The sequence below is a fragment of the Brucella tritici genome, assembly GCF_008932285.1.
Classification (GTDB): domain Bacteria; phylum Pseudomonadota; class Alphaproteobacteria; order Rhizobiales; family Rhizobiaceae; genus Brucella; species Brucella tritici.
Genome location: NZ_WBVY01000004.1, coordinates 433,641 through 455,262, shown reverse-complemented (window position 1 = coordinate 455,262; position 21,622 = coordinate 433,641). Strand labels below are relative to the sequence as shown.

Here is a 21,622-nt window from a genome sequence, read left to right as displayed (position 1 = left end):
CGGGCCGCGACACGTTTATGATGTGCGGAAATTTCCGGAGGTCCTATGGACGACAGATGCATTATCATTGGTGCTGGCCATGCCGGTTCGCAGGCTGCTATCAGTCTGCGGCAAGAAGGCTATGCAGGCGAAATCGTTCTCATCAACGACGAAACCGATATTCCCTACCATAAGCCGCCGCTCTCCAAATCCTATCTGAAAGCTCCTGAAGGCGGCGGTCTGGTGCTGCGTCCAGAGGCAACTTATCGCGATAATAATATCGAGATGCTGTTCGGCCATCACGTCGAAAGTGTATCGATAGCAGACAAGACAGTCGCGCTTGATGATGGACGCGTGTTGAACTGGTCTGAACTGATCTTCGCAACCGGTGCACGCGCGCGCATTCCCAATGTATCGGGCGTCGGGCTTGAAGGTGTCTTCACGCTGCGCCGGATGGAAGATGCACGTCGCATCGCAGCAGCAATGCCGAATGTCGAGAACGTCGTCATTATCGGCGGCGGTTTCATTGGCCTTGAAATGGCCCATAGCGCAATCGCACTCGGCAAAAAGACAGTTCTGATCGAAGCCGCGCCTCGTGTGCTGGGCCGTTCGGTTGCAACGCATATCTCCGCCCATGTGGAAGAACGCAGCCGCGCCGCCAACATCACACTTTTGACCGGTCTCGGTGTGACGGCAATCGAGGGTGAAAATAACCGTGTTACCGGCGTGAAAGCGGCGGACGGTACGATATTCCCGGCGGATATGGTCGTGATCGGCACTGGTGCGGTGCCAAATGTCGAGCTTGCGGTAACGGCGGGACTTGCAATCGACAACGGTATTGTTGTCGATGAGAATCTGCGTACGTCTGCCAGCCATGTTTATGCCATTGGCGACTGCGTGAGTTACGATCATTTTCATGCCGGTCGCCGGGTGCGGCTGGAATCGGTGCAAAACGCGACCGATCAGGCAAAGCATGTGGCGCGCACCATTGTCGGGCGCGGAACGCCGTTTCGGGAAGTCGCCTGGTTCTGGTCCGATCAGGGCGATATGAAGTTGCAGACCGCGGGACTTTCCTTCGATGCTGATCGGCATATCCTTTCGGGGAACCCGGAAGAAAATGCGTTCTCCATCTTCCATTTTGCCGGTGACAGGCTTGTGGCTGTCGATTCCATCAACCGCCCCGCGGACCATATGATTGCGCGCCGTCTGCTGGCCGCAGGTATTAATCCGACCGAGGCTGATATTGCAGCCGGAGCCGCACGGCTGAAAGAAATGCTGGCTGCAGCGCCGAAATTTTGAGGATTCACTATGAACAGTTTGAAACATCTACTGCCCGCCGACATGGCGGCGCCCTTTGCCGCCTACAGCCATGGCGTGAAGGTTAAAGCCAATGCCGAAATGATTTTTTGCTCCGGCCAGCTGGGTATCGCGCCCGATGCAAGCGTGCCGGAAGATGCAGGCACCCAGGCCGAACTCTGTTTCGAGAATATTCGCCGCATTCTGCGAGATGGCGGCATGGAGCTTTCCGATGTCGTGCGTATCAACGCTTACGTCACGGATCGGGCATATATGCGTCCTTATATGGATGTTCGCGACAGACTGTTTCCCCAGCCAGCGCCAGCCTCGACGCTGATGATCGTTTCCGGTTTCACGCGTGAGGAATTCAAGGTCGAAATCGAGGTGGTTGCGGCCAGATAGTTGCCTGTTGCTGAGCCGTCAAAGCGCCGCAGCAAGGCGTATCGCCTTTGCCTGAAAGGGGTGGTAGGGTTGTCCGACATCCTCCATTCCCTTCAGGCCCATTCATGTCCAAAATTCAACCTTCGGCTTCATCGCCGGAAACTTCGCCGCGTTCGTCTGCACGATTGGCGGAACTGGCGCTTGCCATCGGCGGCTTCGGTATAGGCACCGGTGAATTCGCGATTATGGCGCTGTTGCCCGATATCGCTCGTGATCTTAATGTGACCATTCCGCAAGGCGGCCATCTCATCAGTTCTTATGCGCTTGGTGTTCTGATCGGCGCGCCGGTGCTGGCCGTGATTGGCGCAAGGCTCGACCGCCGCAAACTCCTCTTCCTGCTTATGGGGCTGTTCGCTTTCGGTAATCTCGCAAGCGCATTCATGCAGGACTATGGCGGTCTTTACATGATGCGCTTCGTTGCGGGTTTTCCTCACGGAGCCTATTTCGGCGTCGCTTCACTTGTCGCCGCATCCTTGGCGGAACCGGGCAAGCGCGCTCAGGCTGTAGGGCGGGTCATGATGGGGCTGACCATTGCCACATTGTGCGGGACGCCGCTTGCGACCTCTCTCGGTCAGATTGCCGGATGGCGTGCAATGTTTGCGTCCGTCGGCTTGATTGCAATTCTGACCATGGTGCTGGTCGCGATCTATGTGCCTAAACAGCCCGCAGACGAAGGAGCATCACCTTTGCGCGAACTGGGAGCGTTCCGTCGCAAGCAGGTCTGGCTGACGCTCGGGATTGGTGCAATCGGCACTGGTGGCCTGTTTTCGGTCTTTACCTATGTTGCGGCGACAGTCACCGAGGTTTCGCATGTCGATGTAAAATGGATGCCTTTCGTCTTCGCGATGTTCGGTCTAGGTATGGTGCTTGGCAATATAGTTGGTTCGCGTCTCACAGATCGTTCGGTCATGGGAACGGTTGGTCTGGTGCTGCTCTATGATATGGCCGTCATGCTTGCTTTCCCCGTTCTCATGCAGCATCCGGCGACCGCATTCTTGAACGTGCTTCTGGTCGGTGGTGGCTTTGCGCTCGTCCCCGCATTGCAAACGCGTTTGATGGATGTGGCGGCGGATGCGCAGACGCTTGCGGCAGCCCTCAACCATTCCGCGCTCAATCTCGCCAATGCGCTCGGTGCTTGGCTCGGCGGTCTGGCGGTCGCATGGGGCTATGGCTGGACATCGACAGGGACAGTCGGAGCATTGCTCGCCTTGTCTGGTCTGGTGGTCTTTGCAGTTTCGGTCGCGCTCGACAGACGCGGCGCGGCAAGACTTGCCTCGCAAGAGGTTTAAGTACGGCCCATAAACGAAAACACCCGTCGCGGGAGGAGGCGACGGGTGTTTTATGGGGAAGACCGGACTTGGGAGGAGGATATCCGGTCTTGAATCACCGAGGGAATGGGAGGAGGAGAAAACACCCCGGTGATATTCTGGAAACTGTAGAACCGCGCTGTTATAAAGATTCGCGATCCTTGAAGAAGGCCGATGCCTTCCGGAGGTGCTATTAGCGAGCAGCGGCCTTGCGTGCGACGAACGGGATTTCCGAAGGCAGGATGCCAAGGTCGTTCAGTTCACGTGGGCTCAGGCGGCTCAGTTCGTTTACGGTGTTACGGTAACGGCGCCAGTTGTTGTACGAGCGGATCAGGTTCATTTCTCTCACCTAGTAAAATCTTATCTCTTTGTTGCAAACAGCATATAGGCTCGAAGCATTTCGAATTGGAGAGACAGATTTGCATAGCTGCAATGCGTTAAAGCTTGTCAGTTGCACGGCTTTTGCGCAGCTTGGTCATTATGCGATCACAATCTGATGCCCTGTTAGGCAAATTGGCTGGATTCAGGCTGCTTCGGCAGCTAACTGGTTAAAACTTCTTTAAAAATTCACCGGTCTGAAAGCCGCCCCACAAATTGTGTCGGAGAGCCGTACCGCCAACGGCTTTAGTTGCCGGTAAATGCGTCGTCTCGTCTGTGCCGCAATATGCATGTATTATAGTGTATAAATCTGAACCTCCCATCTGCTTTAAATTTTGTCGCAAAAGTCCGGGAAATCGTCGGTTAGAGACAACAATTCTACATGACTTGCGCGCCGGATTGGGTTAAGGGAGTTTCGTCGGGTGTCGGGACGCCATATAATGTGATGTTCTTGCACTGTCTGTCTGCGGGAGAGCGCCAATTGGCCGCCGAAGGGGAAATCGCCCGAAATCTCTCAGGTACAAGGAACCGCAGACGGGTAAGACAACTCTGGAAAGTCAGGGGCAACCCTGCGCCGAAGGTGTAAGTATAGCATTCTTGCTATGCGAGTCTCTCAGGCCTGAGACAGAGGGGCACGAAGCAACCGCATTTTGCGGAGGCACACGTGCGACTCTGGAGTTGTTATGGGCGATACCGCACATCTGAATACCCTGCCTTTGCAGGATTTGCATGAACAGGCTGGCGCGCGCTTCGGCGGCTTTGCGGGCTGGAACATGCCGATCACCTATCCGCTGGGCGTGATGAAGGAGCATCTTCATACGCGTGAACATGCGGGCCTTTTCGATATTTCTCATATGAAGCTGATCGAAGTTTCGGGCGTGGAGGCAGCAGCGCTTCTTGCCGAAACCTGTCCGCTTGACCCGACTGTGTTGAAGGAAGGTCAGTCGAAATACACTTTCTTCCTCAATGATAAAGGCGGTGTGCTGGACGATCTGATCGTCACGCGTCTCGGCGAAGACCGTTTCATGGTCGTCGCCAATGCTGGCAATGCCGATGCCGATATCGAGCATCTGAATGAAGCCGCATCGGGTAAAGACGTCAAAGTCAATCCGCTTGACCGCGTGTTCCTCGCTCTTCAGGGGCCGGAAGCGGAAGCCATCATCAATGATGCCGGTCTGGCCGGTGCCGAGCTTGCTTTCATGAGCGGATTTGAACCCAAAACTGGCTGGTTCATGACCCGCTCGGGCTATACCGGCGAAGACGGTTTCGAGATCGGTCTGCCAGCCGATGAAGCGCGCGTGCTTGCAACGAAACTGCTTGCCGACGAGCGCGTCGAATGGATTGGTCTTGCCGCTCGCGACAGTCTGCGCCTTGAAGCCGGTCTCTGCCTGCATGGTCAGGACATCACGCCGGAAACCGATCCTGTTTCGGCTGGCCTCACTTGGGCAATAGCCAAGCCTGTGCGCGAAAAGGCTACATTCAACGGCGCAAAGGCCGTGCTGGACGCGATCACCAAGGGCGCATCTGCCAAACGTGTCGGCCTCAAGCCGGAAGGCCGCCAGCCGGTCCGTGGCGGAGCCGACCTTTTTGATGAATCAGGTCGCCAGATCGGCACTGTTACTTCCGGTGGGTTCGGTCCATCGGCAGGATTCCCGGTTGCCATGGGCTATGTCGAGGCAAGTCTCGCTACCCCCGGCACACGTGTTTTCGCTGACGTTCGCGGCAACAAGGTTCCCGTTGACGTTTCGGCGCTTCCCTTCACTCCGCATCGCTATCGCAAAGGATGATTTCCATGGCCAATATCCTGTTCACCGAAGATCACGAGTGGATCAGCGTCGAAAACGGCGTTGCCACTGTTGGCATTACGATCCACGCACAGGAACAACTGGGTGACCTCGTTTTCGTCGAGCTGCCGGACGTCGGCCGCACGGCCACGAAAGGCGAAGGCATCGTGGTTGTGGAATCGGTCAAGGCCGCTTCCGACGTTTACGCGCCGGTTGATGGCGAAGTGGTCGAAGTCAACGAAGCCGTTGCAAGCGATCCGGCTCTTATCAATCAGGCCGCAGAAGGCGAAGGCTGGCTTTTCAAGCTGAAGCTGTCCGATGAAGGCCAGCTCTCCGGTCTGCTCGACAAGGCCGGTTACGACAAACTGGTAGGGTAAACAAATGACGCAGCAGGTTCTTCCCTTTGTTGCCCGTCATATCGGGCCAAGATTGGAAGAGGAGCGCGCAATGCTTGCAGCGCTCGGTCTTCCTTCCATGGAAACCCTTATCACCCAGGCGGTTCCCGCATCTATTCGTTTGAATCGCGCGCTCGATTTGCCCGCCGCTTTGAGCGAACATGCAGCACTCGCGGAGCTCAATGAAATAATGGGCCGCAATGTGGTGAAGAAGAGCTTCATCGGTGCTGGCTATCATGGTGTGGAAACACCGCCTGTCATTCAGCGCAACCTGTTTGAAAATCCGGCCTGGTACACGGCCTATACGCCTTACCAGTCGGAAATCAGCCAGGGCCGCCTTGAGCTTCTTTTCCACTTTCAGACGCTGGTTGCTGAACTGACGGGCCTGCCGGTTGCCTGCGCCTCGCTTCTCGATGAAGCGACCGCAGTTGCCGAAGCTATAGGCGTTGCCTGCCGTCATCACCGCGACAAGCGCAGCCGTATCCTGCTTGCAGGCGAACTGCATCCGCAGACGGTTGATGTCGTCAACACCCGCGCCGAACCGCTCGGCTGGCAGATCGAGACCGGCAGCACTGTCGATGACAATACCGCTGCTATCATCGTGCCGTGGCCGGATACGCGTGGTGTCTATGGCGATTTCGGCAAGGTCATCACCGATGCGAAGGCTAAAGGCACACTGGTTATCGCAGTTGCTGATCCGTTGGCACTGACCATCATGGAAGCGCCAGCCAGTTGGGGCGCCGACATGGCTGTAGGCTCCATGCAGCGTTACGGCGTGCCGATGGGCTTCGGTGGTCCACATGCCGCGTATCTGGCGGTGTCGGAACCTCTGACCCGCATCATTCCGGGCCGCATCGTCGGTCAGTCGGTCGATGCACATGGCCGTGCAGCCTATCGTCTGGCGCTCCAGACCCGTGAACAGCATATCCGTCGCGACAAGGCCACGTCGAACATCTGCACCGCGCAGGCACTGCTTGCCAATATGGCTGCATCTTTCGCGATCTGGCACGGTCCGGTAGGGCTGCAGGCTATTGCTACACGTGTGGCCGGCCTTGCTGCACGCTTTGCGGCTGGCCTCAAGGCTGCTGGTGTCGAGATCGCAGGCGACAGCTTGTTTGATACGGTAACGATTAAAGTTGCCGGTAAGGCTGCGAAGATTGTCGACGAAGCCGACAAGGGCGGTCGTCTGCTCCGCATCATCGATACGGACACGGTTGGCGTGACCTTCGACGAAACGTCGACCGAGGAAGACCTTGCAGCACTCGCCGTTTTGTTCGGTGCCAAGCCGGTCGATGGCGACAAGGCTCTCGTTCCCGGCAAGGGGCGCGGCGAAGGTTTCCTCACGCAGGACGTGTTCCATTCGCACCGTTCGGAAACCGAGATGATGCGCTTCCTGCGTCGTCTGGCCGACAAGGATCTGGCGCTGGATCGTGCAATGATCCCGCTCGGTTCCTGCACCATGAAGCTCAACGCAGCGGCAGAAATGATGCCGGTGAGCTGGAATACGGTTGCCAATCTGCATCCGTTCGCGCCTGCGGCACAGACCGAAGGCTATGCGAAGATGACAGCTGACGTCGAAGCATGGCTTTGCGAAGTCACCGGCTTTGCAGGTGTATCGTTGCAGCCAAATGCAGGCAGCCAGGGCGAATATGCTGGTCTTCTGGCAATCCGCCACTATCACCAGTCGCGTGGCGATGGTCATCGCAACATCTGCCTTATCCCATCTTCCGCACACGGCACCAATCCGGCCAGCGCATCAATGGCAGGCATGAGCGTTGTCGTTGTCAATTGCCGCCCGGATGGCGATATTGATATCGACGATCTCAAGGCCAAGGCCGAGAAGCATCGCGATAATCTCGCCGCGTTCATGATTACCTATCCGTCGACCTATGGTGTCTTCGAAGAAGGCATCAAGGCATTCTGCGAGATCGTCCATGACAATGGCGGCCAGGTCTATTTCGACGGCGCTAACCTCAATGCGCTCGTTGGCCTTGCTCGTCCTTGTGACATCGGTGCTGACGTTTGCCACATGAACCTGCACAAGACCTTCTGCATCCCGCATGGCGGCGGTGGTCCGGGTGTTGGTCCGATTGGCGTTGCCAAGCATCTGGTGCCTTACCTGCCGGGCCATGTGGACATCGGTTCCAAACATGCCGTTTCGGCAGCACCGTTTGGCAGCGCCTCCATTCTGGTCATTACGTGGATGTATATCCGCATGATGGGCGGCGCGGGTCTCAAGAAGGCAACCGAGTCTGCAATCCTCAATGCCAACTATATCGCGCATCGTTTGAAGGACGCTTATCCGATCCTTTACACAGGCGCATATGATCGTGTGGCGCATGAGTGCATCGTGGATACGCGTGTTCTCAAGGATAGCGCAGGCATCACCGTGGAAGACGTAGCCAAGCGCCTCATCGACTATGGTTTCCATGCGCCGACCATGTCGTGGCCTGTTGCCGGAACGCTGATGATCGAGCCAACTGAGTCTGAACCGAAGTCGGAAATCGACCGTCTTTGCGATGCGATGATTGCGATTGCAGGCGAAGCGAAGAAGGTTGCCGACGGCGTTTGGCCGGCAGATGACAATCCGCTTGCCAATGCACCGCACACAGCAGGCGATACACTGGCAACGGAATGGACGCATCCTTACACGCGTGAGGAAGCCGTGTTCCCTGCAAGCGCGATCAATGGCGATTTCGATGCGACAGCAAAATACTGGCCGCCGGTCAGCCGTGTCGACAACGTTGGCGGCGATAGAAATCTCATCTGTTCGTGCCCGCCGGTAGCAGCCTACGGCTGAAATAAAATGTAGGTCAATCGATGGAAAGCGCCGCGGAAAACGCGGCGCTTTTTTGCGTCGTATCCCAGTATATTTCACTGATTAACTGAAAATAAGTTAATACACAGAAAGACGATTTTGAAAAAGCTGATTGTTGTGAATTAGTGTTTTTAAAACAGTGCTTTGTACAAGTTACGTATTCTTGGTGAAAAGAGGAGGGAGCCAGAAATATGGGCAAAAAAAGAGCCGGACTGGGAAGTCCGGCTAAGTTATGAAGGTGCCACATAGGGCAAACCTCCAGAGGGGAACACTTACCGCGCGCAATGGGAGGAGGCACAGCGGTAAGTGACTGTGATATGTATCACCTTGCTCCAATCTTCAACCCCTGAAACACGAAATTTTTGACCATTTCGGAAAATTCTGAAACTTTTCGGATTCCGGCTGTGTTCTCCGGCTCATTGGTCAGCATTTGTATCCTGTTGTGCCTGTGGCGTGCTTCAAATCGAAACAATCTCCCGTTGCAAATGGCAAGTCGGTGCGACACGCAAATCAGCCTGCAAAGTTTTGGGATGTATTCGCACTGGCTGATGGCTAGGATGTCTTCGGGAATGACTGGCATCGCTGCGAATGGGAGATTTCATGGATTTGCGGCTGCTTCTGCTTATGGTTGTCGCCGGGATAGGCTTCGGCGTTCTGCTAATTCATTTTCTGGGTGGAGGGCTGAAACGCAGCATTCTTCCCGACGACGAAAGTGTCAAAACGCGCTTTCATCTTGACTATCCAGAGATCGAAATCAGTGAGATTTGTTATACCGATGATCGTCGCACCGCATTTTTCCCGTTGTGTGGCGCATCTACAGGGCTCGTCCATAGTGTCGGGGACCGCTTTCTGACGCGATGCATGACCGCCGCTGATATCCTTGCTCTTGAGGATAAGGGCAATACCGAATTGATATTGCATATGAAGGATTTTACCTGGCCCAAAGCGCGCTTCCTTTTCAGGAATGCTGCGGATCGGGAAAGAGTGATAGTCTGGCTTTCAGGTTCGTCTGGGGAGGTGAGCCCACATGGATAGCAATCCGATATTTTTCGATGTGACGCGTGTTGCGATCCCGCTTTATGTGCTGGGGATTCTGATTGAACTCGTGGCTATCCGCTATTGGCGGCGCAAGGGCGAATTTGAAACGAAAGACGCCTTCACGAGCCTGCTCATGGGGGCGGGCAATGTTGCAGCAGGCTTGTTGCTCGGCTTCGTTTCCGTGACAGCTTTGCTGTGGGTCTGGCAGTTCCGTTTTTTTGATCTCGGTCTGCATTGGCGGGTATTCGTGATCGCCTTCATCTTCGATGATTTGCGCTATTACTGCTATCACCGGATTGCGCATCGTGTGCGCTGGGTCTGGGCGGAACACGTCAACCACCACTCCAGTCAGCACTATAATCTGACGACGGCGCTGCGTCAGTCGTGGACCGGACAGATGACGGGCATGTTCGTGTTGCAGGTGCCGATGGTGCTGCTGGGATTTCACCCTGCGGTGATCGCTTTCGTCTATGGGTTCAATCTTATCTATCAATTCTGGATTCACACGGAAGCCATCGGCAAACTGCCGAAGCCTATCGAGTTCATCTTCAACACCCCGTCGCATCACCGCGTACACCATGCGACCAATCCGCGTTATCTTGACGCGAATTACGCAGGCACGCTGATTGTCTGGGATCGTATGTTCGGCACCTTCGTGGAGGAGTTGCCGGAAGATATGCCTCGCTATGGTATCGTGAAAAATGTCGGCACATTCAATCCGGTGCGTGTCGCGTTTCACGAATGGGTCGGTATGTTCAAGGACGTATTCTCGCCAGGCCTCACCTTGCGGCAGCGCCTGATGTATATGATCGCGCCTCCCGGCTGGAGCCATGATGGCAGTCGTAAGACATCGGAAGATTTGAAGGCAGATTATGTCAGGCTTAATCCGTCGCAAGCCGGGAAAGCAGGTTTGCCCGAGAGATTTGAAACCTAGACCGGTTTGATTTCAGCTCGTAGTCAACCGATGTTTAATCGGGCTCGGATCACGGCTTCAGTGCATTTTCAATGACTTATACAATCGCCTCTGAACTTGGCAGACTATCATTCCTCGCTAACAAACGGACTCATAAGTTCCTGAAATAGTTAGAATAATTCTAAAACAATCCCGTACTGGTCAACTTCATTTAACTTGCAGCGCCGGCTCAGCAGATATAAAAGATGACCAAATGACGAAGGCTTCATGCCGGGTTTGAAGAGAAGCGACCAAAGGACAGGCCGATTTCTCTGTCTTTTGGATAGTCGGAATGCTCGTACCTTTTCTCATCATGTTCCGCGAAGGCGTTGAAGCAGCGCTGATCGTCGGTATTATAGCCAGTTATCTTCACCAGACCGGGCGTAGCGCATGGATGCCCGTAGTCTGGATCGGCATTTTGCTTGCTTTGGCTATGTCGCTTACCGTTGGGGCTATCCTACAGCTTCTGAGTGCGGAATTCCCGCAGAAAGCGCAGGAGCTTTTCGAAGCCATTATTGGTCTGATTGCCGTTGTTGTACTGACCTCAATGGTGTTCTGGATGCGCAAGGCTGCACGCTCCATCAAATCGGAACTGCATCACTCCATCGATGCAGCCTTTCAGACATCAACGCACAAAGGCTTCGGTCTCATTCTGATGGTGTTCTTCGCCGTCGCACGTGAGGGACTGGAATCGGTCTTCTTTCTGCTGGCTGCTTTTCAGCAGAGCGAAGGGGCCGCCGCACCGCTTGGCGCGCTTCTCGGTGTGTTGCTGGCCGCCGCCGTTGGCTACGGCATCTTTAAAGGTGGCTTGAAGCTGAACCTTCGTCGCTTCTTCCGCTGGACCGGTGTTTTCATTTTGATCATCGCGGCGGGCATTCTCGCCAATTCTGTCATGGCGCTGCACGAAGCTGGTATCTGGAACCATTTCCAGACGGTTGTTTTCGATATGAGTGATGTTCTGCCACTCGACAGCACGCTTGGCTCGGTTCTGGCGGGTGTTTTCGGTTACATCGCAACGCCGACCGTCAGTGAAGTGGTCGCCTATGTCGCCTTCCTCGTTCCGGCGCTCATCCTGTTCCTGATGCCAGCCAGTGCACCGGCAACCGCAGGCCAGGCCAAAACAAGCGCACAGTAAAAGAGATTTCAATGACGAATCCGAAACCCGCTGAACCCATATCGCGCAATCTGGTCCGCATAGGTCTTGCTCTCGCCGTGCTGTTGCTGCTCGCCGCTGGTGCTGCGTTTTACTACGCATCCCGAGTGTCGGACAAAGCCCGCCATGCAGAAGCCGGTGACAAAATACAGGTCGCTATCAACGCAAAAAGCTGCGAGCCGAACGAACTGACGGTTCCGGCCGGGCGCTCGGTATTTGAAATCGTCAATAAGTCGGACCGGACGGTCGAGTGGGAAATCCTTGACGGTGTGATGGTTCTTGAAGAACGCGAAAATATTGCGCCTGGCTTCAAGCAGACCATAACCGCCAAGCTGACACCCGGCGAATACCAGATTACCTGCGGGCTCCTTTCCAATCCGCGCGGCAAGCTGACTGTAACTGCGACTGCTGCCAGCGAAGCGGAAAAGAGCAAGCTTCCGCTTACCGCTTTCATTGGTGCACTGGCCGAGTATCAGATTTATCTGACCACAGAGGTCGCTGAATTCCAGAAAGCTATTGCGGCACTTTCCACGGCAATAGCGAGCGGCAACCTAGAGGCCGCACAAGCGGCTTACGGTCCTGCGCGCGAAGCCTATGCGCGCATTGCTCCTGTCTCGGAGGCGTTCTCCGATCTTGATACAGCTATCAATGCTCGCGCGGATTATTTTGAAAAGCGTGAGCAGGACCCTGCGTTCGGTGGTTTGCACCGTATTGAATACGGTTTGTTCGAACAGAAATCTGTCGATGGACTGGCGCCTGTTGCTGGCAAGCTTGAGCAGGATGCTACTGCATTGAAAGAGCGTATTCGCGGGCTTCGCATTTCACCGGATCGCATGATGGCGGGCACTGCTTCCGCATTGAACCGTTTTGCTTCGACTGCGTCTGATGCCGGTGAAGACCGCTATGCGCACACCGATCTGCAGGCTTTGTCTGGCCTCCTCGAAGGTTCCGGGAAGACTGCCGATGTCCTGCGCCCCATCGTTGTAAAGGCTGATCCGAAAGCCTTTGAAGGCATTGACAAGGATGTGGCTTCGATCAAGGCGCTGCTTGGTACAGGGGCCGAAGGCAACGGCTACAAAGCGTACGATGCTCTGTCGTCTGATGAAAAGGCGAAAATGAAGGAAGGTGCGGCTCAACTCGCTGCACAGTTTACGAAACTCCGCGATCAGCTTGGGGTAGATTGATGACCAGAAAATTTTTCAAAACTGATAAGATTACCACTGAAGAACCTGTTTCAGCTGGCCGCCGCGCACTGCTCCTCGGGGCCGGTGCAACCGGGGTTGCCGGAGCCGTCGCAGGCGTGCTTGCTCCGCAGGCGGCCCATGCTCTTTCTTCGGAAAGCGTGACCAATGCGCCGGAAAGTGAAAAGCTTCACGAAAGCCAGCCTTTTTACGGAAAGCACCAGCCGGGCATTGTTACGCCGCGACCCGCTGCCGGTCTTGTCGCCTCCTTCGATGTGCTGGCGCGTGACCGCGCTGAACTCGAACGTATGTTCAAGCTGCTGACCGAGCGGACCGAATTCTTGATGAAGGGCGGGGAGCCGCCAGAACTCGACGCGAAGTTTCCGCCATCGGATTCCGGCATCCTTGGACCTGTCGTCACGCCGGACAATCTCACGGTTACGATCGCGCTTGGTTCATCCTTGTTCGATGATCGCTTCGGTCTGAAGCCGTTGAAGCCGAAACTTCTGCAACGCATGACCGGCTTCCCCAACGACGCCTTGCAGAAGGACATCTGCCACGGGGATATCGTCATTCAGTTTTGTTCGAATACGCCGGACACCAACATCCATGCGCTGCGCGACATCATGAAGAATATGCCTGATCTTCTGATGGTTCGGTGGAAACAGGAAGGCACGGTTCCAGTGCAGCCGCCGCATTCGCCCCGGGCGAAGGAAAGCGCGCGAAACTTCCTCGGCTTCCGCGATGGGTCCGCCAATCCAGATTCCTCCGACAAGGAATTGATGAACCGCGTAGTCTGGGTGCAAAAGCAAAATGAAGAGCCGGACTGGGCGATCAATGGCAGCTATATGGCTGTACGCATTATTCGTAATTTCGTCGAACGCTGGGATCGTACGCCGCTTCAGGAGCAGGAAGCCATTTTCGGACGTCGCAAGGATAGCGGCGCGCCGTTTGACGGCAAGACCGAAGCCGATGTTCCCGATTATGCGAAGGATGCAGACGGCAAGGTGACGCCGCTCGACTCGCACATTCGTTTGGCAAATCCGCGCGATGCCAATGCCGAACAGCACCTCATTCTGCGTCGGCCATTCAACTATTCAAACGGTGTCAGCAAGTCAGGCCAGCTTGATATGGGTCTCCTCTTCATCGCCTATCAGGCTGATTTGGAAAAGGGCTTCATCACGGTTCAGAACCGGCTCAACGGCGAGCCATTGGAAGAATACCTGAAACCGATTGGAGGCGGGTATTTCTTCGCGCTGCCAGGTGTTCAGGATCACAAGGACTACTACGCGCGCGCACTTTTGGAGGCAAGCGGTCCGCAAAATGCACGCGGGTGAGGATCGCATCTCAAGTTTTTGATTTAACGCGCATTTCCCGCAATGCGCTTTATCTGGAGAGGCTAAATATGAAGTATCGTCTGCCATTGCTCGCATCGGCATGTGCCGTTGCTCTCACGCTCAGCTTCGGCGCAGCCAAGGCCGAAGTTTCACCACTGGACCTCGTTCAGCCGATCGCCGACTACAAAGTCTATGTGCAGGAAAACCTCGACATTCTGGTAAAGGACACCAAGGCTTTCACTGATGCGGTCAAGGCAGGCGATCTGGAAAAGGCCAAGGAGCTTTATCCTTCATCGCGCGTTTCGTATGAAAAGATTGAGCCGATTGCCGAGCTTTTCGCTGATCTTGATGCTTCGATCGACAGTCGAGCCGATGACCATGAAAATGGTGAGAAGTCGGAAGATTTTACCGGGTTTCACCGCATCGAATATGGCCTGTTTGCGCAGAATTCGACTGAAGGACTCGCTCCGATTGCCGACAAACTCTATGCAGATGTGCTGGAACTCCAGAAGCGCGTAAAAGATCTGACTGTTCCGCCGGAAAAGGTCGTCGGCGGCGCCGCTGCGTTGCTGGAAGAAGTGGCTGCAACCAAGATTTCCGGTGAGGAAGATCGTTACAGCCACACCGATCTTTGGGATTTCAAGGCCAATGTCGATGGTGCCCAGAAGATCGTGGAGCTCTTCAAGCCTTTGCTGGAAAAGGAAAATCCAGACCTCGTGAAAAAGGTGGAAGCCAACTTCAAGACGGTCGACGACATTCTTGCAAAATATAAGAAGGGTGACGGCTACGAATCCTACGACAAGCTATCGGATGATGATCGCAAGGCACTTGCTGGTCCTGTGACCACGCTTGCCGAAGATCTTTCTACTCTGCGCGGCACGCTCGGCCTGAACTAAAAGAACGGAAACTAAAATGGCGGGATAACCCGCCATTTTTATGCGCTCATGCGCAGTTTGATTTCGGCATTAAGCAAAATGCGCTGTGTTTCCGGGAGTTCCAGTCGGTCATCCGTTGTTTCGCCCAATGTTCGAAACAAGAGCTCAATCGCCAGTCGCCCGATTTCATTATAATCCTGCGCCACTGTGGTGAGTGGCGGGCACGTATATTCCGACAGCGGATTATTGTCGTGACCGGCGACACGAACGTCGCAATCCTTGAGCCTGCCGATTTTCAGACCAGCCTGCCAGAGTGCGCTGGTTACGCCAAAGGCGATGCGATCATTGGAGCATAGAACGGTGCTTGTCGGAAGACGTCCCTTTTCCCGCAGAATTCGCGCGGTTTGCTCGAAGGCATAACGCTCGAAATCCCAGCTTCGGCTTTGTTCGAGGTCAATGATGCGCGGCTCATAACCGAGCTTTTCCATGGCCTGTCGATAGGCATCTTGTCGTTTGATAGCGTTGTTATTGACCATTGGCATGGAAAAATAACAGGGCTCGCTGCCGGAGCGGCACAGGTAGTCGACGATCAGATGAAAAGACTTGAGATTGTCGGTGCCGACAAAGGGCGAGGTGTTGTCGAGCGGAGAGTCGACATAGACAATCGGAACGTCATCGGCGAGGCGCGCCAGTGTCGAATGTTGCGACGCTTCCCCAAGCGGTGCGATGATGGCGCCTGCTACATTGAGCGAACGCAGAGTTTCAATTGCCTGCTTCTCCAGCTCAGGCTTGCCATCGGATGACAGAACAATCGCAAGATAGCCGCGTTGCTCTGCGAGCGACTGCAAGCGCTTCGTCATCGCCATGTAGAAATGATCGAGCTGGTTGGGAATAATTATACCCAGAATTGTCGTGCGACGTCGATTGAGGTTCACCGCGAAAAGATTGGGTCTAAAGCCGGATTGCTTGATCGCTGCTTCGATCAGTTCGCGGGTCTTGGGACGGACGGATGATGGATCACTGAAATATTTCGAAACCGTTGGACGTGAAAGCCCAACAAACTCCGAAAAATCCTCCATGGTGCGTATTGTCTTGCGCACGTCTTTACGTCCTGTTCGTCAGTTGTCGCGGGCAGGATGCACACGACGATGCTGTTTTTTGCGAAGCCGCCGCATACACTGGAATGTGCTGATTTCTCAGGACAAAATCTGGCCCCGGCTGCCGCTTCTTCAACGATTTCAGGATGTTCCTCCAGCTCCGCTCGCCTTTATTTTCCTCCAGGCGAAGTTCAGCCAAACTGTCAAAGGCGGGGCAAAACGTCAAGCAGACAAATGTGTTCGCAGAGAATGATGCGGTGAATATCCATATGTGCTAAAACATCGGCTCGTGAATTTGGCAGGTAGAAATGTCCGCGATTTCAGCCTTCAGAACTGTTCACAATAGCGGTCGTTTCTCCTAGCAACGCAAAATTGAAAACCGTCCTTGACAAGCTACGGACGCTCGCGCCATAAATTTTACATATGTAAGAATTTTGCTATGCATTCGTAAAGGAGGAGACGAAATGCGGACCAAGTCTTATGTTGCAGGGCTTATTGCGTCTGCTGCAGGTGTTGCAGTTATGGCCGGGGCTGCGTGGGCGGAAGAGCTCACTATCGCGACGGTCAACAATGGTGACATGATCATCATGCAGAAACTGTCGCCGGAATGGGAAAAAGCCACCGGCAATAAAATCAACTGGGTTGTACTTGAAGAAAACGTGCTGCGTCAGCGCGTTACGACCGATATCGCCACCAAGAGCGGCCAGTTCGATATCCTGACCATTGGCGGTTACGAGACACCAATCTGGGGCAAGGCTGGCTGGCTTCTGTCGGTTGATGATCTCGGTGATGATTACGGCTATGACGATCTCATCAAGCCGGTTCGCGCCGGTCTGACGGTCGATGGCAAGCTCTACGCCGTGCCATTCTATGCCGAAAGTTCGTTTACACTTTATCGCAAAGACTTGTTTGACGCGGCGGGCCTTAAAATGCCCGATGCGCCAACCTATGCGGAAATTAAGGATTTCGCGACCAAGCTGACCGACAAGTCCAAAGAACAATATGGTCTCTGCCTGCGCGGAAAGCCGGGCTGGGGCGAAAACATGGCTTACCTCGGTACGCTGATCAATACGTTCGGTGGCAGGTGGTTCGATGAAAACTGGAAGCCTCAGATCAATTCGGACGAATGGAAGAAGGCGATCAACTTCTACGTCGATCTGATGAAGGAAGCAGGCCCTCCCGGAATTACCTCGAACGGCTTCAACGAAAATCAAGCTTTGTTCTCGACCGGTCATTGCGCCATGTGGATCGACGCTACGTCTGCCGCCGGACGCATCTATGATCCAAAGCAGAGCCAGGTTGCCGACAAGGTTGCCTTTACCAAGGCTCCGGTCGAGGTGACGCCAAACGGTTCCTCATGGGCGTGGTCATGGAATCTCGCAATTCCGGCATCGAGCAAGAAGGCGGAAGCCGCCAAGTCGTTCCTGAAATGGGCAACCTCGAAGGAATATGTCGAGCTTGTCGGCAAGTCGGAAGGGTGGGTTGCTGTTCCTCCGGGTACACGCCAGTCCACCTATGCCAATGAGGAATATAAGAAGGCAGCTCCCTTCGCGGATACTGTCCTGAAAGCCATTGAATCCGCCGATCCGACAAAGCCGACCAAGGACCCGGTCCCTTATACCGGCATCCAGTTTGTGGCCATTCCTGAATTCCAGGCCATAGGCACGCTGGTCGGACAGGCAATTTCGTCGGCTGTTGCCGGTCAGCAAAGCGTCGATGCGGCGCTCGACGGCGCGCAGCGTCAGGTCGAGCAGATCATGACGCAGGCCGGTTACATCAAGTAGCCGTGAGATAAAGGTCTGCCGCCTTCGGTAGGAGGAAGGCGGCAGGCCTGATTTTCGTAGAGGTTCGCCACGGTGAATCCGAAACGGGAAGGGGAGGATAAGTCCGAATGCCAGCAAACCATGCGTTGGCCGCAGGCACGAAATCACGTTTTGCAGCAAAGTCGCGTCGCAGTGTTCGCACTGGGCCTCTGCTCGCTCCAGCAGTCATTCTGCTTCTGCTATGGATGATCGTTCCGCTGGCGATGGCCTTGTGGTTCTCGTTTCAGTATTACAATCTCATCAATCCGTTCATTACTGGTTTTGCCGGTTTCTCGAACTATTCCTTCCTGTTATCCGATCCGACCTTATGGTCCGCAATTGCCAAGACACTGATCCTTGTCGTGTCGGTTCTCGTGATATCGGTTGTCTTTGGCGTTCTTTTCGCGGTCATCTTCGATCAGGATTTCTGGGGCAAGAACATAGCGCGGCTTCTGGTCATTGCGCCGTTCTTCGTCATGCCGACCGTTTCGGCACTGATCTGGAAAAACCTGCTGATGCATCCGGTGAACGGGCTGTTTGCCTTCATTTCACGCAGTTTCGGCCTGCCGGTCATCGACTGGTTCTCGCAGTTCCCGATGGCTTCCGTCATCATAATTGTGTCCTGGCAATGGGTGCCATTTGCGACACTGATCCTGATGACGGCGATGCAGTCACTTGATCGGGAACAGATGGAGGCGGCGCGCCTGGACGGGGCCAAAGGCCCGGTAATGTTCTATTATATCGTGCTGCCGCATCTGCTGCGCCCGATCTCGGTCGTCATCATGATCGAGACGATCTTCCTTCTATCGGTGTTTGCTGAAATTCTTGTCACCACTTCGGGTGGACCGGGTATCGCTACGACGACGCTTACCTATTTCATCTATCTGAAAGCGCTCCTGCAATGGGATATCGGCGGCGCTTCCGCAGCTGGCGTTATCGCCATCATCCTCGCCAACATCGTTGCCGCGTTCCTGATCCGGACTGTCGCACGAAATCTGGATAATTAGGAGGGCTGACCGATGGCTGCAAAACGCAAGATCAACAAGGCTGCCGTCTCGGCCGGGATCATTGGCTGGATCGTGGCACTGCTGATGTTCTTCCCGATCCTCTGGATGCTGCTCGCCGCATTCAAGACCGAAATCGACGCCGTGGCACCGCCAAAACTATTCTTTGAGCCAACGCTGGAAAATTTTGTCGCGGTCAATCAGCGTGCTGATTATTTCCGCTATGCCATGAACAGCATCATCGAAAGTCTGGGCGCGACTATTCTCTCGCTCATTATCGCGGTGCCCGCGGCTTATGCAGCGGCGTTCTTTCCCGGCAAACGCACCAAAGACCTTCTTCTATGGATGCTGTCCACCAAGATGCTACCTGCAGTCGGCGTGCTGGTGCCGATCTATCTTCTGGCACGTGATACCGGACTTCTTGATACACGCACCGGCCTCATCATCATCTTCACCCTGTCCAACCTGCCGATTGTGGTCTGGATGCTCTACTCATTCTTCAAGGAAGTGCCCGGTGAAATCCTCGAAGCAAGCCGTATGGACGGTGCGAAAGTTGGCCAGCAGATACGCTATCTACTGTTACCGCTGAGTCTTCCGGGTATTGCATCGACGGCGCTGCTGTCCATCATCCTGTGCTGGAACGAAGCGTTCTGGAGCCTGAACCTGACGGCTTCGCAAGCCGGTCCGCTCACTGCATTCATAGCATCCTTCTCGTCACCGGAAGGGCTGTTTTGGGCAAAACTTTCGGCGGCCTCGACGCTCGCAATCGCGCCAATTCTTGTCTTTGGATGGGTCACGCAGCGCCAGTTGGTGCGCGGGCTTACCTTTGGCGCTGTGAAATAAAGGGAACGAAATGGCTACATTGTCACTGAAAAACGCCACCAAGTCCTTCGGCAATATTGATGTTATCAAGGGCGTCGATCTCGACATAGCAGACCGCGAATTCGTGGTTTTCGTCGGGCCATCCGGTTCGGGCAAGTCAACGCTTCTGCGCATGATTGCCGGGCTTGAGGAAATTACCGGCGGTGACCTCACGATTGATGGCGAACGTATCAACGATACGCCACCGGACGAGCGTGGTCTTGCCATGGTTTTCCAGACCTATGCGCTCTATCCGCATATGAATGTGCGCGACAATATGGGCTTTGCGCTGAAGCTTGCGGGCATTGCCAAAGCCGAACGCGATCGCAAGGTGGAAGAGGTTGCAAAAACGCTGCAGCTTGACCAGTTGCTTGACCGCAAGCCGAAACAGCTTTCCGGCGGTCAGCGTCAGCGCGTTGCCATTGGACGCGCAATGGTGCGCGAACCGAAGATTTTCCTGTTCGATGAGCCGCTTTCCAATCTCGATGCTGCTCTACGCGTGCAGATGCGTATCGAGCTGGCGCGTCTGCACGACCGGCTCAACGCGACAATGATTTATGTCACGCATGATCAGGTGGAAGCGATGACGCTTGCACACAAGATCGTGGTTCTCCGCGACGGGAAGGTGGAGCAGGTGGGATCGCCGCTGGAGCTTTATCACCATCCGGTCAACCGTTTTGTGGCTGGCTTTATCGGCTCGCCGACCATGAACTTCATCGAGGTCAAAGCCAGTGCCGTTGATGCCTCTGGGGTGACGGTTCAGCTTGCAAATGGCCGTTCCGTCAAAGCGCCTGTCAAAAGCGAGGGCGTAAGTGCTGGGGCGCCGCTGGTTCTCGGCATTCGTCCGGAACATCTTCATCCGGCAGCCGATGGTATCCTTGAAGGCGAGATCATGGTTGTCGAACGCCTTGGCGGTGAGACCTATCTCTATGTGCAAAATGAAAGCGCAACCGGACTGATCGTGGCGGAGGCAGGCGGCGGGAGCGCGGCGCGTGCACACGAAACGGCTAAGCTGGGTTTTGATCCGACTGACGCGCATTTGTTTACACCCGACGGCAAGGCTTTGGAGCGCTTTGAACGGCACCCGTTATTGCTGACGGAAAAGAAAACGCACCTGTAAGTGCAGGCTGCAATATCCCGGAGTATCCCCATGAGACTGAAAGACAAGGTGGCCCTTATCACTGGTGCTGCGCGCGGTATCGGATTTGGTTTCGCTGAGGCCTATGCGCGCGAGGGCGCGAAGGTTATTATCGCCGATATTAATATTGAGCGGGCAGAACAGGCTGCACGCGGTATCGGCCCATCGGTCAAGGCGGTAAAGCTTGACGTGACCGACCTCTATCAGATCGACAAGGTCGTGGCGGAGATCGATGCGGAATATGGCGGCATCGATATTCTGGTCAACAATGCCGCGATCTTCGATATGGCCCCTATCAACGAATTGACCGAGGACAGCTATGAGCGTGTGCTTGGCATCAACCTGAAGGGGCCGCTTTTCATGATGAAGGCGGTTTCGAACGTGATGATCAAGCGCGGACGCGGCGGCAAGATCATCAATATGGCGAGCCAGGCCGGTCGTCGCGGCGAGGCGCTGGTGACCCTCTATTGCGCGTCTAAGGCTGCTATCATTTCTGCTACGCAGTCGGCAGCTCTCGCGCTCGTCAAGCACGGCATCAATGTCAATGCGATTGCGCCGGGTGTGGTCGATGGCGAACATTGGGACGTGGTGGATGCGAATTTCGCCAAATGGGAAGGCTTGAAGCCGGGTGAGAAAAAAGCGGCGGTGGCAAAGTCCGTGCCGATTGGTCGCTTTGCGACGCCGGAAGATATTACCGGCATGGCCGTTTTTCTTGCCTCATCTGATAGCGACTACATCCTCGCCCAGACTTTCGGGGTCGACGGCGGCAACTGGATGGCTTGAGAT

The 21,622-nt window shown here is 55.0% G+C and carries 19 protein-coding genes and 1 riboswitch; of the genes, 17 read left to right on the top strand and 2 right to left on the bottom strand.

Annotated elements, in window-relative coordinates:
* Positions 1 to 45 precede the first annotated feature (45 nt).
* The 3 genes from F9K94_RS16640 to F9K94_RS16630 all read left to right on the top strand — a co-directional run bounded on the left by F9K94_RS16640 (position 46) and on the right by F9K94_RS16630 (position 3,005).
* The gene (locus tag F9K94_RS16640; protein WP_151647027.1) at positions 46 to 1,278 is read left to right on the top strand and encodes an NAD(P)/FAD-dependent oxidoreductase; all 1,233 of its coding nucleotides are present in this window, start codon (positions 46 to 48) and stop codon (positions 1,276 to 1,278) included.
* Between the two features lie 9 nt (positions 1,279 to 1,287).
* Positions 1,288 to 1,677: a RidA family protein gene (locus F9K94_RS16635; RefSeq protein ID WP_151647025.1), complete on the top strand. Its 390-nt coding sequence runs from the start codon at positions 1,288 to 1,290 to the stop codon at positions 1,675 to 1,677.
* A 104-nt stretch (positions 1,678 to 1,781) separates the two neighbouring features.
* Positions 1,782 to 3,005 carry an MFS transporter gene (locus tag F9K94_RS16630; RefSeq protein ID WP_151647023.1) on the top strand — a complete coding sequence of 408 codons (1,224 nt, stop codon included), beginning with the start codon at positions 1,782 to 1,784 and terminating at the stop codon, positions 3,003 to 3,005.
* A 211-nt stretch (positions 3,006 to 3,216) separates the two neighbouring features.
* Here F9K94_RS16630 and F9K94_RS16625 read toward each other — a convergent pair whose 3' ends face one another.
* Positions 3,217 to 3,363: a DUF1127 domain-containing protein gene (locus F9K94_RS16625; protein ID WP_002965914.1), complete on the bottom strand. Its 147-nt coding sequence runs from the start codon at positions 3,361 to 3,363 to the stop codon at positions 3,217 to 3,219.
* A 495-nt stretch (positions 3,364 to 3,858) separates the two neighbouring features.
* Positions 3,859 to 3,942, top strand: a riboswitch (glycine riboswitch).
* Positions 3,943 to 4,084: 142 nt separating this feature from the next.
* On the opposite strand from F9K94_RS16625, the gene gcvT reads away from it, so the two are divergent.
* The 9 genes from gcvT (at position 4,085) to efeO (F9K94_RS16580) (ending at position 14,955) form a co-directional block, all read left to right on the top strand.
* Positions 4,085 to 5,188: a glycine cleavage system aminomethyltransferase GcvT gene (gene gcvT / locus F9K94_RS16620; protein ID WP_151647021.1), complete on the top strand. Its 1,104-nt coding sequence runs from the start codon at positions 4,085 to 4,087 to the stop codon at positions 5,186 to 5,188.
* A gap of 5 nt (positions 5,189 to 5,193) precedes the next feature.
* Positions 5,194 to 5,562, top strand: a complete 369-nt coding sequence (gcvH, locus tag F9K94_RS16615) for a glycine cleavage system protein GcvH (protein WP_010659049.1) — start codon at positions 5,194 to 5,196, stop codon at positions 5,560 to 5,562.
* A gap of 4 nt (positions 5,563 to 5,566) precedes the next feature.
* Positions 5,567 to 8,380: an aminomethyl-transferring glycine dehydrogenase gene (gene gcvP / locus F9K94_RS16610; protein WP_151647019.1), complete on the top strand. Its 2,814-nt coding sequence runs from the start codon at positions 5,567 to 5,569 to the stop codon at positions 8,378 to 8,380.
* A 618-nt stretch (positions 8,381 to 8,998) separates the two neighbouring features.
* Positions 8,999 to 9,433 carry a hypothetical protein gene (locus F9K94_RS16605; RefSeq protein WP_235920634.1) on the top strand — a complete coding sequence of 145 codons (435 nt, stop codon included), beginning with the start codon at positions 8,999 to 9,001 and terminating at the stop codon, positions 9,431 to 9,433.
* Positions 9,426 to 10,370: a sterol desaturase family protein gene (locus F9K94_RS16600; RefSeq protein WP_151647015.1), complete on the top strand. Its 945-nt coding sequence runs from the start codon at positions 9,426 to 9,428 to the stop codon at positions 10,368 to 10,370. The genes F9K94_RS16605 and F9K94_RS16600 overlap by 8 nt, the downstream gene beginning before the upstream one ends.
* Before the next feature lie 310 nt (positions 10,371 to 10,680).
* Positions 10,681 to 11,523, top strand: a complete 843-nt coding sequence (efeU, locus tag F9K94_RS16595; protein ID WP_061347012.1) for an iron uptake transporter permease EfeU — start codon at positions 10,681 to 10,683, stop codon at positions 11,521 to 11,523.
* An 11-nt stretch (positions 11,524 to 11,534) separates the two neighbouring features.
* A complete protein-coding gene (efeO, locus tag F9K94_RS16590; RefSeq protein ID WP_151647013.1) occupies positions 11,535 to 12,725 on the top strand; it encodes an iron uptake system protein EfeO in 1,191 nt (396 codons plus the stop codon).
* Positions 12,725 to 14,059, top strand: coding sequence for an iron uptake transporter deferrochelatase/peroxidase subunit (gene efeB, locus F9K94_RS16585; RefSeq protein ID WP_061347014.1), 1,335 nt, complete (start codon positions 12,725 to 12,727; stop codon positions 14,057 to 14,059). Before efeO (F9K94_RS16590) ends, efeB begins: the two co-directional genes overlap by 1 nt.
* Before the next feature lie 68 nt (positions 14,060 to 14,127).
* Positions 14,128 to 14,955, top strand: a complete 828-nt coding sequence (efeO, locus tag F9K94_RS16580; RefSeq protein WP_061347015.1) for an iron uptake system protein EfeO — start codon at positions 14,128 to 14,130, stop codon at positions 14,953 to 14,955.
* 38 nt (positions 14,956 to 14,993) lie between these two features.
* On the opposite strand, the gene F9K94_RS16575 is transcribed toward efeO (F9K94_RS16580), so the two are convergent.
* Positions 14,994 to 16,013, bottom strand: a complete 1,020-nt coding sequence (locus tag F9K94_RS16575) for a LacI family DNA-binding transcriptional regulator (RefSeq protein WP_151554657.1) — start codon at positions 16,011 to 16,013, stop codon at positions 14,994 to 14,996.
* A gap of 482 nt (positions 16,014 to 16,495) precedes the next feature.
* Between F9K94_RS16575 and F9K94_RS16570 the strand changes: the two genes are divergently transcribed.
* From F9K94_RS16570 to F9K94_RS16550, 5 genes are all read left to right on the top strand, one after another.
* The gene (locus F9K94_RS16570) at positions 16,496 to 17,815 is read left to right on the top strand and encodes an ABC transporter substrate-binding protein (RefSeq protein WP_061347017.1); all 1,320 of its coding nucleotides are present in this window, start codon (positions 16,496 to 16,498) and stop codon (positions 17,813 to 17,815) included.
* Positions 17,816 to 17,922: 107 nt separating this feature from the next.
* Positions 17,923 to 18,840, top strand: a complete 918-nt coding sequence (locus tag F9K94_RS16565; RefSeq protein ID WP_151647011.1) for a carbohydrate ABC transporter permease — start codon at positions 17,923 to 17,925, stop codon at positions 18,838 to 18,840.
* 12 nt (positions 18,841 to 18,852) lie between these two features.
* Entirely contained in the window at positions 18,853 to 19,680 is an 828-nt protein-coding gene (locus F9K94_RS16560) for a carbohydrate ABC transporter permease (protein WP_061347019.1), read from the top strand.
* A 10-nt stretch (positions 19,681 to 19,690) separates the two neighbouring features.
* Positions 19,691 to 20,818, top strand: coding sequence for an ABC transporter ATP-binding protein (locus F9K94_RS16555; protein ID WP_151647009.1), 1,128 nt, complete (start codon positions 19,691 to 19,693; stop codon positions 20,816 to 20,818).
* Between the two features lie 30 nt (positions 20,819 to 20,848).
* Entirely contained in the window at positions 20,849 to 21,619 is a 771-nt protein-coding gene (locus F9K94_RS16550) for an L-iditol 2-dehydrogenase (RefSeq protein WP_151647006.1), read from the top strand.
* Positions 21,620 to 21,622: the final 3 nt, after the last annotated feature.

Coding starts and splice junctions, on each gene's coding strand:
- F9K94_RS16560 (WP_061347019.1), top strand. CDS start 18,853: ATGGCTGCAAAACGCAAGATCAACAAGGCTGCCGTCTCGGCCGGGATC.
- F9K94_RS16550 (WP_151647006.1), top strand. CDS start 20,849: ATGAGACTGAAAGACAAGGTGGCCCTTATCACTGGTGCTGCGCGCGGT.
- F9K94_RS16575 (WP_151554657.1), bottom strand. CDS start 16,013: ATGGAGGATTTTTCGGAGTTTGTTGGGCTTTCACGTCCAACGGTTTCG.
- F9K94_RS16605 (WP_235920634.1), top strand. CDS start 8,999: ATGGATTTGCGGCTGCTTCTGCTTATGGTTGTCGCCGGGATAGGCTTC.
- efeB (WP_061347014.1), top strand. CDS start 12,725: ATGACCAGAAAATTTTTCAAAACTGATAAGATTACCACTGAAGAACCT.
- F9K94_RS16600 (WP_151647015.1), top strand. CDS start 9,426: ATGGATAGCAATCCGATATTTTTCGATGTGACGCGTGTTGCGATCCCG.
- F9K94_RS16555 (WP_151647009.1), top strand. CDS start 19,691: ATGGCTACATTGTCACTGAAAAACGCCACCAAGTCCTTCGGCAATATT.
- F9K94_RS16570 (WP_061347017.1), top strand. CDS start 16,496: ATGCGGACCAAGTCTTATGTTGCAGGGCTTATTGCGTCTGCTGCAGGT.
- efeU (WP_061347012.1), top strand. CDS start 10,681: ATGCTCGTACCTTTTCTCATCATGTTCCGCGAAGGCGTTGAAGCAGCG.
- F9K94_RS16640 (WP_151647027.1), top strand. CDS start 46: ATGGACGACAGATGCATTATCATTGGTGCTGGCCATGCCGGTTCGCAG.
- F9K94_RS16625 (WP_002965914.1), bottom strand. CDS start 3,363: ATGAACCTGATCCGCTCGTACAACAACTGGCGCCGTTACCGTAACACC.
- efeO (WP_151647013.1), top strand. CDS start 11,535: ATGACGAATCCGAAACCCGCTGAACCCATATCGCGCAATCTGGTCCGC.
- F9K94_RS16565 (WP_151647011.1), top strand. CDS start 17,923: ATGCCAGCAAACCATGCGTTGGCCGCAGGCACGAAATCACGTTTTGCA.
- gcvP (WP_151647019.1), top strand. CDS start 5,567: ATGACGCAGCAGGTTCTTCCCTTTGTTGCCCGTCATATCGGGCCAAGA.
- F9K94_RS16635 (WP_151647025.1), top strand. CDS start 1,288: ATGAACAGTTTGAAACATCTACTGCCCGCCGACATGGCGGCGCCCTTT.
- gcvH (WP_010659049.1), top strand. CDS start 5,194: ATGGCCAATATCCTGTTCACCGAAGATCACGAGTGGATCAGCGTCGAA.
- F9K94_RS16630 (WP_151647023.1), top strand. CDS start 1,782: ATGTCCAAAATTCAACCTTCGGCTTCATCGCCGGAAACTTCGCCGCGT.
- gcvT (WP_151647021.1), top strand. CDS start 4,085: ATGGGCGATACCGCACATCTGAATACCCTGCCTTTGCAGGATTTGCAT.
- efeO (WP_061347015.1), top strand. CDS start 14,128: ATGAAGTATCGTCTGCCATTGCTCGCATCGGCATGTGCCGTTGCTCTC.